The sequence below is a fragment of the Streptomyces sp. NPDC001927 genome, assembly GCF_053594455.1.
This window is the reverse complement of sequence record NZ_JBSFEN010000003.1, coordinates 672012-684872: the sequence shown is the minus strand read 5'-3', so window position 1 is coordinate 684872 and position 12861 is coordinate 672012. Positions and strand designations below refer to the sequence as shown.

Below are 12861 nucleotides of genomic sequence, written 5' to 3'. Positions count from 1 at the left end.
CGCGATTCGCCTCTCGTAGGGGGAGCCCGAGGGAGGCCGGGATGACGAGCGACATCACGAGCACGAACATGAGCATGGGCCCGGAGCGCCCGGGAGGGTTCCAGGTGGCCTGGGCGGTCACGCTGGCCGCCGTGGCGGCGGAAGTGGCCGTCTGGTTCCTGGGCGCCTTCGTCGTCGCGCCCACGGGGCTCGACGAGTTGACCGAGTACGCGGGGCGCGGGGAGGCGGTCACGCGGCTGGCCGTCTCGGCCGGTGTCCTGGCCCTGCTCCTGGGCGCCTGGGTGGCCGTCGCGGTGTGGATGCGGGCCGGACGTGGCTGGGCCCGGATCGTCCTGACCGTCATCGGCGCGGGGCTTCTGCTGTTCCGGGTCGGTGACTTCGGCATGGACGGCGTGGAGCCGGCCTGGTGGGCCGCGTTCAACGCCGTGCCCGACCTGCTGGCGGCGGCCGCGATCGTCCCGATGTGGCTCCCCGCGAACCGGGCGCGCCCACGGCCCGTCGTCTGACCTCCTCGCTCGGGGCACCGTCTCAGCGGTCCAGCTCCTTGTGGGCGGTCTCCGGCAGCCGGAAGTACACCGCCGAGGAGACCAGGCAGAGGACGGCGACGTACCAGGGGAAGAGACCCGGCCGGTCCAGCTCCTTGAAGAGCGTGCCGACGTACGGCGCCGTTCCGCCGAAGACCGCGACCGTCAGCGAGTACGGGAAGCCGATCCCGGCCGCGCGGACGCGGGCGGGGAACATCTCGGCGTTCACGGCCGCCGAGATCGAGGTGAAGCCGGTCAGCAGCACCATGCCCGCGCACTGCACCAGCAGGAGCGAGCCGAACGAACCGTCGAGGGCGCGCAGCAGCGGTACGCCGAGCAGGGCGAATCCGAGGCCGAAGAAGAGCAGGAGTGGCCTGCGCCCGAACCGGTCGGAGAGCAGCCCGCCGACCGGCTGGAGAAGGGCGAAGAACGCCAGCGACAGGGTCCCGGCGAGCAGTGCGTCCGCCTTGTCGATACCGGTGTTGAGCTCCGCGTACGTCGGGAGGTAGGAGGTCCACGTGTAGTACGCGAGGGTTCCGCCGGCCGTGATGCCGCAGATCAGCAGCGAGGCGCGGGGATGGCGCCGCAGCGCCTCGAAGAGGCCCGGTCGGGGCGCGTCCTGCCGCCCTACGTCGTGGGTCTCCTCGGCGCCGCGGCGGATCCAGAAGCCGGCGAGGCTCAGGACGGCTCCGAGGAGGAAGGGGATCCGCCAGCCCCAGCCGTTCATCCCGTCGTCCCCGAGCACCGCGACGAGCAGGGCGGCCGTCCCGGAGGCGGCGAGCTGTCCGGCGGAGGTGGAGACGTACTGGAAGGACGAGAACAGTCCGCGCCGCCGGGGTCCGGCGGATTCGACGAGGAAGGTGGTCGAGGCGGCGAACTCCCCTCCCACCGACAGCCCTTGGAGCAGCCGGGCGACGACGAGCACGACGGGCGCGAGGACGCCGGCGGCCGCGTACGTCGGGGTGAGGCCGACCAGCAGGCTGCTTCCGCCCATGAGGAGAATGGTGACGGTGAGCGCGGTCCGCCGGCCGCGCCGGTCCGCCACGGCGCCCATGAGGAGCCCGCCGACGGGCCGCATGAAGAAGCCGACCGCGAAGACGGCGAACGTCGACAGGAGCGGGACGAGGGAGTTGCCGGAGCCCTTGGGGAAGACCTGGTTCGCGATGTAGGCCGCGAGGAAGGTGTACGCGTACCAGTCGTACCACTCGACCGCGTTGCCGACGGAGGCCGCCAGCAACTGACGGAGCGGGCGCTGGGGCGGGACGGCGGTGGGGCGACCGGGGGCGGGTTCGAGGCCGACGGAGGGGGTGTCTGTCATGATCACGACCTGCCCGGGTCGGCCACTCCGTACGCCCGAGATCCAGCCGACTCCCTCTGGTTCCCCGGCCTCGGGGCGGCGCGCCTTGGGCCGATCGGCTCAGGCGCGGCGCGCCTAGCCCAGCATCGCGCGACCGTGTGAAGAGATCCGGCCATGGATGAGCGTGACGACCCGGACGCGCAGGGAAGCGGCCGCTACGGCGAGGCGGTGTTCCGCCCCGAACAGGCGGGCGAGGGCGAGCGCATCGACTTCGGTGCCCTCGCGTACGACGACATCACGATGGCCCGGCTCCGCACCCTGGGTGCGGGCCCCGGTTGGCACTGCCTCGACGTCGGCGCCGGGACGGGCACGGTCTCCCGCCGGCTGCTGGAAGAGGCAGGGGTGGAGAGCGTCCTCGCGGTGGACCGCGACGTACGGTTCCTCCGCGAGCGGCCGGTACCGGGACTCGAGGTACGGGAAGCCGACGTCACCGCCCCGGACTTCGCCCCCGGCCGGTTCCGGCTCGTCCACGCGCGCTTCGTCCTGATGCACCTCCCCGAACACGAGCGCCTCATCGGCCACCTCGCCGAACTCGTCGCATCAGGAGGCGTGTTGGTGCTCAGCGACGCGATCGACCTGACGAGCGACCGGACGCCCCCCACGCCGTACAGCGAGGTGATGCGCGCGATGTGGCGGGGGCTACGCGAGACCATCGGCACCGACGTCTCCTGGGTACCGTCGTACCCGCACCTCCTGCGCAGAGCCGGACTCGAACCCGTCGCCGCCGAGATCCACGTGCCACCACTGGAGCCCGGCAGCCCCATCAGCCGCTTCTGGGCGAACACTTGGGAACGCAGCCGATCCGCGATGCGCGCCACCGGCCTCGTCGACGACGCGTTCGTCGACACGGCGATCCGCTACCTGGACTCGGAGGAATGCGCGGCGCTGTCGGCCGGCATGCTCACCGCGTGGGGGAGGAAGCCGGCGCCGGCCACGACGAGCGACTGAAGACCGCGCGTCGAATACGCAAGTGGACAACGCCTGTTCGATTGCGTAACGATGGCGCTTTCTTCAAAGGCCAGTGCGACTGCTGTCATTACCGGGGGATGGGGACGGGACTCGACATGTCCGTCGCCACTGGTCGCGCCACGCAGTTGTCCGAGGCCCTCGCATACGCGGCAGGTAGCAGCACCGCTGCCCTGACGCGGCCTTGAAAGGGAACCTTGGTGAGTCACCCGACGGACCCGTACGCGTCGAACGAAGGGCAGCAGCAACCCGCGCCCCAACCCCCGTCGCCGCAAGGGGGGTACGGTCCGCCACCGCAGTACGTGCCGCAGCCGCCGCCGGCGCAGGGACAGCCGCCGCAGGCGTACCCTCCCCAGCCGCCGTATGGAGCGCAGCCTCAGCCGCAGCCCGGGTACGGAGCACAGCCTCAGCCGCAGCCCGGGTACGGAGCACAGCCGGGGTACGGGGCACAGCCTCAGCCCGGGCACGGAGTACAGCCGCAGCCCGGGTATGGCCCGCAGCCTCCGCAGCCCGCGTACGGAGCACAGCCCCAGCCCGGGTACGCGCCTCAGTCCGGCTACGCACCGCAGCCGCAGCCGCAGCCCCAGGCCCAGCCTCAGCCTCAGCCGGGCTTCCCTCCCCAGCAGCCGTCGGCCTACGGGCAGTACGGCCAGTACGGGCAGTCCGCCCAGGGGTTCGCGCCGCAGCAGCCGGCCGGCCAGCAGCCGCCCCCGCCGGCGCAGCAGCCGTACCTCGCCGAGGGATACGCCGGGCAGGCACCCCCGTCCCACGCCCCGTCCCATCCCCCGGTTCCCGCACAGGGTTACCCCCCTGTTCAGGCCCCCACCGGACCTCCGGCACCCGCGTACGTGCCCGGCTATGACGCGCACGTCGACGTTCAGCCGGTCCGCCGCCGTGCCGATGCGACGGCCCTGACGACCCTGTTGCTGATGCTGCCGAACTTCCTGGCCAGCCTCCTGGTCGTGTGGGCGGTCTCCGCGTTGATGCCCGCCGGGGTCGATGTGGTCTTCATCGTCGCTTGGCTCGCCTCCGGCGCACTTGTCTTCTACCGGCCCGCCGAGCGGCTGTTCGTGAAGATGTCGTTCAGGTGGCGTGAGCCGACCGGGGCTGAGCTCGCCGCGCTGCGCCCGCTGTGGGACGACGTGCTGCAGAGGGCGGACATCAAGAATCCGGCCGCGTACGAACTGTGGATCGAGGACAGCAAGGGGATCAACGCCGCTGCCGCCGCCGGTCACATGGTGGGCGTGACCACACAGTCGCTGCGACTTCTTGAGCCGAACAAGCTCACGGCGGTCCTGGCTCATGAACTCGGCCACCACCTCGGGGGGCACGCCTGGGCCGGTCTGCTGGGCCTCTGGTATGCCCTCCCGGGCAAGATCGCGATGTTCCTGGCTCGCAAGGTGCTCTTCGTCGTCGCCGTCGTCGCCCAGGTCATTCCGATCCTCGGCTGCCTGGTCGGCCTCGTCTTCGTGGCCTTGGTGATCGCCATCGCGGTGTCGTTCCCGCCGGTGCTGATCGTGTTCGTCACTCCGTACCTGCTTGCCTGGGCCGGGCGCGCCGCCGAACTGCGTGCTGACCGAACGGCCGCGGAACTGGGCTACGGCCCGCTGCTGCACGCGGTGCTGAGCGGCTGGCAGGACGAAGATGTCGAGCGAGCGCAGGCTCGCACGGTCGAGCGCCTCTTGGCCTCACACCCCCCGATGCATGAGCGCATCCGCGAACTGGAGAAGTTCGCCGACGCAGCCCGCTGAGCGAAGCGCCCGACCAGGAGTCCATGTCATGACCGTCCAATCCAATGAACCAAGCGCAGAACTGGAGCCGCTTTCCCGGCTGTTCGACCCGGGACAGCGGATCGGCTGGGTCTACCGTGACGCCGAGGCCTACCGCCACGCCTTCACCCAGCCGCCGCCCGCACCCGTCGACGTTCCCGAGACGCTGCTGAACAGGGCGCGGGCCGCGCGCCTGAACACCGCGGACCGGAAGGGGAACGCCCTGAAGGTCGGCGGTGGCCTCACCGCGTTCTTCCTGGTGGTCTCGCTGTTCGCCGGAACGATCGGACTGGTGCTCGCGGCCGTCTCCGCCGCGGGCGCCGTCTTCCTCTACACGCAGTCCGGTGGCGCGGCGACGACGGCCGACCAGAAGGTGGAGCAGGCACGCCACGAGCTCGCACAGCGGTACCAGCACGACTCCGCCGCGTGGACCCACGCCAAGACCCACTTCGAGTACACCGAGGATCAGCGCATCCGCGGGCTCGACACCTGGGGCGCACTGCCGGTCGGAGCCGGTAACGCGCGACTCGACGTCTTCGGCGGAACGCGGCGCAGCCGGGAGGGCTTCCTCACCGTCTTCGGCGCGTCGACCCTGCGTGAACGACCGCTGATCGTCCTTGACCTGACGCAGGCTCAGATCTGCCGGGAGCTTTCGATCCTCTCCGCGCAGATGGGCGCCCCCGTCGATGTGCAGCTGCTGCCCAGCCAGCAGCCGCAGAGCAGCATCCTCGACGGCCTCCAGCCGGCCGAACTGGTCGACGCGCTCGTCGAAGCCGTCTACGGGGACACGTCGGAGGCCACCCGCGCCGCCCGCAGCATGGACAGCCGGATCCTCAACCGGCTCTGTGACGCGCTGGGTGACGACGTCACGCCGGCTCGGATCGCCGCCGGCCTGCGGGCGCTGCTCGGTGATCTCGACGAGAGCGGCTGTCTGACCCGTGCCGAGCGCAACCGCATCTCCGACGACCTGCTCCCGGACAAGAGCAAGGACCAGATACGCGAGGGACTGATGCGGCTGGAGTCGTTCCTCCAGCCGCTGGCGCGCCTTGGCAGCGAGCGCGCGGGACGCGGCCCCGGCTACCTGACCTGCTTCAGCCTCGACCGGACGACGGGCAGCGCCAGCATCGAGCTCCTCACCGACCTCGCCATCCTCAGTGTGGCGCGTCGTCTCTCGACACTCGAAGAGCAGCAGGCGCCGGCCGTCGTGGTGGCCCTCGGAGAGCACGAGGTGCAGCGGCGTCACCTGGAGACGCTCGCCCGTGTCTGTGAGTGGCGCGGTGCACAGCTGACCGTCATGCACGTGCATCTGCGGGAGACCGCACGCGACATGATCGGCGGCGGGGCCGTGGCGTTCATGCGGCTCGGCAACCACCAGGAGGCGGGTGTCGCGGCGGACTTCCTCGGGCGCGACTACCGGTTCATCCTGCACTCCCTGACCGACACCGTCGGCGAGAGCGTCAGCACTTCGGTGACCGTCACGAAGGGGACGTCCACCTCCACCGCGACATCGGTCGGCTTCTCGCGGTCCTGGGGAAGCAACTGGGGCACCAGTTCCTCCAGTACCTACTCCGACGGTTTCGGATTCCCGACCAGCAGCACCAGCGGCTCGAGCGAGGGTGGCAACTACTCGGAGTCGGAGAACCGCAGTGTGACCGAAACGTTCGGCACCAACGAGTCGACGGGGCACACCAAGGGCACGACCGTCAGCACGAGCGACGGGAAGACCACTCAGCGCGTGTACGAGTACGTGCTGGAGCCGACGCAGCTGCAGGGGCTCGCGGAATTCAGCCTCGTCTTCGTCGAACGCGGGCCGGACGGATCCGTCAGGACCCACACCGCGGTGTGCAACCCGAACGTCGTGAAACTCGGGCGGTTCAGCAACCGGCCTCTGGTCGAACTGCCGTTGCCCCCGCAGGCCGGGGTACAGCCGCAGCAGCATGCGGGTGTCCCGGCTCAACCGGCCCCGGTCCTCCCGCCGCAGGTGCCCACGCACTCGGTCAACGAGCCGCCGCAGCATGCCGCGAGTGGCCAGTCCTATGGCGCGTACGGGGCGTACGGCGTCCAGCCGAGTGGGCAGCCGCAGCAGCCGGCATGGCCCTGGCCTCAAGGGGGCCCGCCGCAGGCTCCCGGCTCCTGGCCTCCCCAGGCACCGCCGGCGCAGCCCCATCAGCAGCAGTGGCCCGGCCAGGGCTGGCCACCGCAGCAGTAGCCGCAGCACCGTGGGGCCGCCGCACTTCGGCGGCCCCACGGCTGTGAAATCCAGGCGTCTAGGATGCCGTCTCAAGATCGAATCAATCGGGGGAACGAAGCGCGTGCCGACCGTTCTGCGTGAACACGAAGATGCTCAAGTGCGGGATGCGGCCTTGTTCGCGTCCCTGCCGGGGATGTCCGAGGTCTGGGCCGGTCCACCCGTCCCGGAGAGTGAACTGGCGGCCTGGGTCACCGGGTTGACGTACTTCACCACCATCTCGGTCGACTCGGTTCTCAGCCTGATCACACCGTCGGGCAACGCCTTCGAGCTGTACGGCGAGGGACAGCACTTCCTCAACCCCATACGCCTGGCACGCTCTTGCTGCTGGGCGATCCAGGCGCACGCCCCGGAGGAGAACGAGGAGACCCTCGGCCTTGCCGTGCAGGCGTGGCGGCGTTACGTGGACGCGGTCGTCCACCGCATGGGACCGCCGGCGAGGATCTCCGACGATGGCGAAGCGGTCTACGAGGCAGTCTGGTTGCCCGACGGCGACGACGGCCCTCACGTACGCCTCTGGTTGAACCAGGGCATGGTGCTGAACCCCGGGAACGGTCTGTTCGGCAAGCTGGCCGGCAGCGCCCTGATCCGCCTCGACGTGCATGCCCCGGCAGAGCTGCCGAGCGCTGAAGTCCCGTCGGGCGGCGGGGCCGAGGTCAATGACGTACCCGAGTGGATCCCGCCGGTGTACCAGGAGCACGCGGTGGAACAGGCTCGGCTGGCGCACGCGGCGCTGCGGGACGAGGACCGCCTCGTGGAGCGGATCAGGCATGTCCTCGGCGGCGCCGCGCTGCATGGCGGATCGGTCCGCGCCTACCTGGGACACCTCTCCGAGACCTCCATCGACGAACTGCCCGATGTCGACTCGTACCTCTCCGCCCACACGTTCCGTCACCCCGACGCCCCGCAGGGCCGGCTCCCCGCTGTCCACATGGCGGCGGTGATCGCCGCGATCGTCAGCCAGACGACGGACGGGGAGGCCCGCGTCCTCGAGATGACCGAGCCGGGCGCCGCGCTGCACTACTACGACCTGTTCGATCCCCGCATACAGAACGCCCTCGCCCTCACGGGGAGCGAGGCATGCGCCGTGTGGCGGATCCTGCGCGAGTCGTACACGCGGTCGGCCGTCGGGAAGACGATCATGGTGGCGCCGCCCGATGTCCAGCTCAGGTTGCGGGGCGCGGCCGCCGAAGCGGGTGAGCGCCCGTGATGGGGAACGCCCACGAGAGCCAGGCAGGGCACCCGATCCTGGGCATGCCGACGTATCGCCTGACCGAAGTGCCGCGCCCGAGGCCCGACTCCTCCCGGCCTGCCGACAGCGAGGACGATCTGCGAGCCCAGCGGTTCGCCGCGCTCGTCTCCGCCTGTCACACCAGCGGCCCCGCGGTCGCCGCCGGACTGCCCCCGGGCCCGCCTCCGGGACGTGTCCTGCTCAGCTGGTCCCGGCCTTCGGCCGCGCGCTCCGTCGACATCTTCCTCGGCGGCTCGTCCCTCGTCGGCAGTGATGACTCCACCGACCCGGAGACCGTCCTGCTCCGGCTCCCCGCGGGCGCCCGGGCGCGGCGCACACCGCAGGGAGCCTTCGGTGAGGCCATGGCGCGCTTCCCCTACTGGACCGCCATCGCCGGCGTCGCCGACGGGCTGCTGGTCGAGGACGAGCCGCGGGACCGGGGGACGTCCCGAGTCCGCCCCACCCTCGAGGACAGTCTTCTCGGCGTGTGGCAGGACTCCTTCGCCTGGCTGGTGGTGGCCGACCCGGTCACGGCGGACGAGCTCGACGAGATGGTCGGCGAGACGGCCGACCGGCAGCGGCGCGTGCAGTCCAAGGCCGAGAGCTCACCGGAGTACGGCCTCGAACTCACGCGACTGGAACACAGGCACAAGGAGCTGGCCCGGGCAGAGGCCACCGGCCTCTGGCGGGTACGTCTGCTGGCCGGAGCCGCCACCGCCGAGGACGCGCAGCGAGTCGCGGCGCTTGTCTGCGCGTCGGCGGACCTCGAAGGGCTGCCGTACGCGCTCAAGCCGACCGGCTTGGTGGCGGATCTGCCGAACCTGCTGGGCGCTTCCCTGGCGGAGCCCTCGGGCTTCCCCTTCCACGGGAGCTCGGAACTGCTCGCTGCGGTGGCCCGTACCCCCTCCCAGGAGATTCCCGGCATACGGTTCGCACTCCGTCCCGAGTTCGACGTCACCCCGGAGAACGCCGCGGGCCCGCGCCCGCCCGTCGCCCCGATCCGCCTGGGGTCGATCCTGGACCGCAACCGCAGCCCCGTGGGTGATCTGGATCTGCCCCGCTCCACGCTCAACCGGCACACCTTCGTCTGCGGCGCGACGGGCGGCGGCAAGTCCCAGACGGTCCGCGGACTGCTCGAAGCCGCCACGCGTGAGGGGCTGCCCTGGCTGGTCGTCGAACCGGCCAAGGCGGAGTACCGGTTCATGTCCGCGCGGCTGGGGGACGAGGGCGAGGTCATCGTGATCAAGCCGGGTGACCGCGATGCCCTCCCCGCCGGGCTGAACCCGCTGGAACCCTCCCTCTTCGCGGGCGGCGAGCGCTTCCCGCTGCAGACCCATCTGGACATGGTCCGCGCGCTCTTCCTCGCCTCCTTCGACCCGCAGGAGCCGTTCCCCCAGGTACTGAGCGCCGCTCTGACCCGGTGCTACGAGGACCTGGGGTGGGATCTCACCCTCGGCGAACCAAAGGCCGGCGGGACCGAGCCGCGCTATCCGACGCTCGAGGACCTGGAGCACACGGCCCTCCAGATCGTGTCGGAGATCGGCTACGGCAAGGAGATCACCGACAACGTTCAGGGCTTCATCAAGATTCGGCTCGCCAGTCTCCGGCTCGGAACCACGGGTCGGTTCCTGGAGGGTGGCCACCCCATCGACTTCGGTGAACTCCTCAAGCGCAATGTGGTTTTCGAGATCGAGGACGTCGGGGACGACAAGGACAAGGCGTTCCTGATGGGGACGATCCTGATCCGGCTCATCGAGTACCTGCGGATGGAGCAGCGTACGACCCGTCGCCTCTCCTTCCCCTTGCGTCACCTGACCGTCTTCGAGGAGGCCCACAGGCTCCTGCGCCGGTCGGAGGAGGGCGGGGCGAGTTCGCACGCCGTGGAGATGTTCGCCGGCCTGCTCGCCGAGATCCGGGCGTACGGCGAGGGCCTGGTGATCGCCGACCAGATCCCCAGCAAGCTCGTCCCCGACGTCATCAAGAACACGGCGGCCAAGGTCGTCCATCGCCTCCCGGCCCAGGACGATCGCGAGGCCGTCGGCGCCACCATGAACATCACCGAGGCGCAGTCGGAGTACCTGGTCACGCTCAAGCCGGGTGAGGCCGCCGTCTTCACCGACGGCATGGACTATCCGCTGCTGGTCCGCATGCAGGACGGCACGGCCCGCGAGGACGCGGCGGCCATCCGGCCGGCGTCTCCGGCCGCCATGATCGCGACGCGCAGCCGGGCCTGTGGTACGGACTGCGGCACGGCCCCGTGCACGCTGCGGCAGCTGCGTACCGCGCAACGCCTGAACGAAGAGGACGAGCTGCGGATCACGCTCTGGGCGGAGATGGCGGTGGCATCCCACCTTCTGGGCTGGACCACGCCCCTCCCCGGGGAGGCCATGCGCCATGCCCTCGCCCCGTACTGGGCCGCGCACCGGCGCACGGTGGAGTGCGCCATCGGCCAGGCGGTCGACCGCGCGGTCCACAGCCGCGTCGGAGCCCCGTCCTCGCCCGACGCCCTGGCCGAGCACGTCGCCTGGGTGATGCGCGCGCAACTCGACGGCCACGACCCGTGCCCGGTCGCCGAGCCGCACTGGAAGGCCCGCAAGGGGACGAAGACGCGGCAGTTCTACCACGGGCGCTATGCACCGTCCGTGCTGGAGAAGCTGGTGGGCTGCACGGACCCGTCGGAGGAGTGGGCCAAACGATTCGCGCGGACGCTCGCGTGCTTCGATCGCAGGCCTCGTAAGCCGGTCATGTCTCAACAGCCCACGGGGGACACGAAATGAGCGAGCTCGACGCGACCGAGACCACTCCGGCGGACGCCGTTCCGTCTTCCCGCCTGCCGGACGCCCCGGAGCCCGTCGGGGAGCCGGAGGAGCCGCAGGAGGTGACGGCGGCGGTCGAGGGCGAGGATGTCGACGACGCGCTGTCCGACGACTCCGCGGAGCCGGAGGAGCCCGGTGCCCCCGACGTCACAGTCGATGGCGTTGCCGCCAGGAAGCAGGCGGCGCAGGCCGACGGGTTGATCGACGAAGCCGGGCGCGTCCCTGTCGAGGAACTCGACTCGGGAGACAGGGTGCGGGGTCGGCCGTGCGACGACACCGGATACGAGATACGGGCCGAGGACCTGGAGTACCTGGGTCTGGACGAAGAACAGGTGGAGGCCTGGCAGCGTTTCGAAGCGCCGCTCGGCATGAGCCCGGAACAGTTCACCGAATTCAGATCCAGCCTGAACGACGCGCTCGCGGCGGACGGGATCGACCCGGAGCAAGTGGATATCCGCCTGCAGGGGTCATCGGCTCAGTTCTTTTCCGGTTCGCACAAGGATTTCCCCTCCGAGCAGGACCTGATCGACCAACCCGAAGCACAGTCCAGACTTGAGGATTGGATGGGTGACCGTCCGGAATCCGAACGACCTGCCCGGGTACCCTTCGATGCCAAGCATCTGCTGGGCGTGGACGACGGGGAGGGTGGGTTCGAGCCGCCCAGCGACTACGATGTTCAGCTTTCCTCCAGCGAGATGGTCGACAAGGCCACGGAGACGTGGGAGGCCACGGACCCCGACGACCGGAGGCCCACAGTCATCCACCCGAAGTACGACTTTGTGGACAAGGAAACCGTCCGACAGACGTTCCCCGCCCTGCAGGAGTGGAAGGAACGCTGGGAGGAGGAGACCGGACGCGAAGTGGCTCCGGCTCTGTTCTCGTCGGACGGCCCACCGGACAGGACCGACGTGGGCAAGGGAATCTCCACGCATTTCCGTGAAACCGATTGGATCATCAACCGTCCGAAAGGCGACGTAGATGAATAACCAGCTGAAGATTCGAATGAAGGGAGAGCTCGGCGCTCGACTCTCCGCATTCCGGGAGGAGGTGGGGTTGGCCCCGCGCGGCCGCCTCAACGATGACTGGGACGAGGAGTTCGGGACGCGGGAGCTGCGCTCCAAGGCGGAGGGTCGGGTGGATCTGACCCTTTGGCGGTACGCAGATGACGACTGGATGGTGTCACTCACCTACGAACGGGATCCGCTGCCCGCCGAAGAGGTGACGGAGCTGCGGAGGAGCATCCTCGACGCCGCTGCCCGCGCCGGGATGACGATCACCGCTCAGTCCCCCTCGTAGCTCGCAGAACGCGGAGAAAAGACAATGGCGAAAGCCGAGTTCTATGTGTCGGCCGATGTGGAGGCCGACGGGCCCGTGCCCGGGCCGTTTTCCATGTCGAGTTTCGGGCTTGCCGTTGCGGGGGTGCATGACGGAGACGGGTTCACGGCTAGTGATCCTGCCGCGCGGACCTTTTACGCCGAGCTCAAGCCGATCAGTGACGGCTACGACCCGGAGGCACTCGCGGTCAGTGGGCTTGACCGGGGGCGGTTGGCGCGGGAAGGGCGGGAGCCTGCCGAGGGGATGAATGCCGCGGCAGCCTGGCTCGGCAAGGTGGCCGAGGAGTTGGGGGCCGTTCCGGTCTTCGTCGCGTATCCGCTGGGGTACGACTGGATGTGGATGTACTGGTACTTCATGCGGTTCGCGGACGCCGGCTCGCCGTTCGGGCACTCCCGCTGCATGGACATCAAGACGCTGTACGCCGCCAAGGCCGCCGTGCAGGTCAATCGGGCGACGAAGCGGTCGATGCCCGCCCATCTGCTGTCCTCGCGGGCCCATACCCACAACGCCCTGGACGACGCGATCGAGCAGGCCGAGCTGTTCCAGAACCTGATGCGGTGGGGCGCCGACGACTGACCCAGGAGTTGGGGCGGGGAGCGAGCGGGCTGCGGCCTC

Annotated in this window: 10 protein-coding genes; 9 read left to right on the top strand and 1 reads right to left on the bottom strand. The window is 70.1% G+C overall.

Features of this window, described 5'->3' with window-relative positions; all coding sequences use genetic code 11:
* Positions 1-41: 41 nt before the first annotated feature.
* Complete coding sequence (locus tag ACWCO8_RS10340) at positions 42-506, top strand: hypothetical protein (protein WP_451031885.1); 465 nt, start codon at positions 42-44, stop codon at positions 504-506.
* A gap of 22 nt (positions 507-528) precedes the next feature.
* On the opposite strand, the gene ACWCO8_RS10335 is transcribed toward ACWCO8_RS10340, so the two are convergent.
* Complete coding sequence (locus tag ACWCO8_RS10335) at positions 529-1842, bottom strand: MFS transporter (protein ID WP_451031884.1); 1314 nt, start codon at positions 1840-1842, stop codon at positions 529-531.
* A 153-nt stretch (positions 1843-1995) separates the two neighbouring features.
* Here ACWCO8_RS10335 and ACWCO8_RS10330 point away from each other — a divergent pair, with 153 nt between their 5' ends.
* The 8 genes from ACWCO8_RS10330 to ACWCO8_RS10295 all read left to right on the top strand — a co-directional run bounded on the left by ACWCO8_RS10330 (position 1996) and on the right by ACWCO8_RS10295 (position 12822).
* Positions 1996-2829 carry a class I SAM-dependent methyltransferase gene (locus tag ACWCO8_RS10330; RefSeq protein WP_451031883.1) on the top strand — a complete coding sequence of 278 codons (834 nt, stop codon included), beginning with the start codon at positions 1996-1998 and terminating at the stop codon, positions 2827-2829.
* 866 nt (positions 2830-3695) lie between these two features.
* A complete protein-coding gene (locus ACWCO8_RS10325) occupies positions 3696-4598 on the top strand; it encodes a M48 family metalloprotease (RefSeq protein WP_451031882.1) in 903 nt (300 codons plus the stop codon).
* Between the two features lie 28 nt (positions 4599-4626).
* Positions 4627-6825, top strand: a complete 2199-nt coding sequence (locus tag ACWCO8_RS10320; RefSeq protein WP_451031881.1) for a hypothetical protein — start codon at positions 4627-4629, stop codon at positions 6823-6825.
* 154 nt (positions 6826-6979) lie between these two features.
* A complete protein-coding gene (locus tag ACWCO8_RS10315) occupies positions 6980-8074 on the top strand; it encodes a hypothetical protein (protein ID WP_451031880.1) in 1095 nt (364 codons plus the stop codon).
* Positions 8075-8118: 44 nt separating this feature from the next.
* The gene (locus ACWCO8_RS10310) at positions 8119-10872 is read left to right on the top strand and encodes an ATP-binding protein (RefSeq protein WP_451031879.1); all 2754 of its coding nucleotides are present in this window, start codon (positions 8119-8121) and stop codon (positions 10870-10872) included.
* Positions 10869-11897: a hypothetical protein gene (locus ACWCO8_RS10305; RefSeq protein ID WP_451031878.1), complete on the top strand. Its 1029-nt coding sequence runs from the start codon at positions 10869-10871 to the stop codon at positions 11895-11897. The genes ACWCO8_RS10310 and ACWCO8_RS10305 overlap by 4 nt, the downstream gene beginning before the upstream one ends.
* A 67-nt stretch (positions 11898-11964) precedes the next feature.
* The gene (locus ACWCO8_RS10300; protein WP_451031877.1) at positions 11965-12207 is read left to right on the top strand and encodes a hypothetical protein; all 243 of its coding nucleotides are present in this window, start codon (positions 11965-11967) and stop codon (positions 12205-12207) included.
* A 24-nt stretch (positions 12208-12231) separates the two neighbouring features.
* A complete protein-coding gene (locus ACWCO8_RS10295; RefSeq protein WP_451031876.1) occupies positions 12232-12822 on the top strand; it encodes an exonuclease in 591 nt (196 codons plus the stop codon).
* The last annotated feature ends 39 nt before the right edge of the window (positions 12823-12861 follow it).

Bases quoted from the DNA above. Each gene is read 5' to 3' on its own strand.
- ACWCO8_RS10340 (WP_451031885.1), top strand. From the start codon at position 42: ATGACGAGCGACATCACGAGCACGAACATGAGCATGGGCCCGGAGCGC.
- ACWCO8_RS10335 (WP_451031884.1), bottom strand. From the start codon at position 1,842: ATGACAGACACCCCCTCCGTCGGCCTCGAACCCGCCCCCGGTCGCCCC.
- ACWCO8_RS10330 (WP_451031883.1), top strand. From the start codon at position 1,996: ATGGATGAGCGTGACGACCCGGACGCGCAGGGAAGCGGCCGCTACGGC.
- ACWCO8_RS10320 (WP_451031881.1), top strand. From the start codon at position 4,627: ATGACCGTCCAATCCAATGAACCAAGCGCAGAACTGGAGCCGCTTTCC.
- ACWCO8_RS10310 (WP_451031879.1), top strand. From the start codon at position 8,119: ATGCCGACGTATCGCCTGACCGAAGTGCCGCGCCCGAGGCCCGACTCC.
- ACWCO8_RS10305 (WP_451031878.1), top strand. From the start codon at position 10,869: ATGAGCGAGCTCGACGCGACCGAGACCACTCCGGCGGACGCCGTTCCG.
- ACWCO8_RS10295 (WP_451031876.1), top strand. From the start codon at position 12,232: ATGGCGAAAGCCGAGTTCTATGTGTCGGCCGATGTGGAGGCCGACGGG.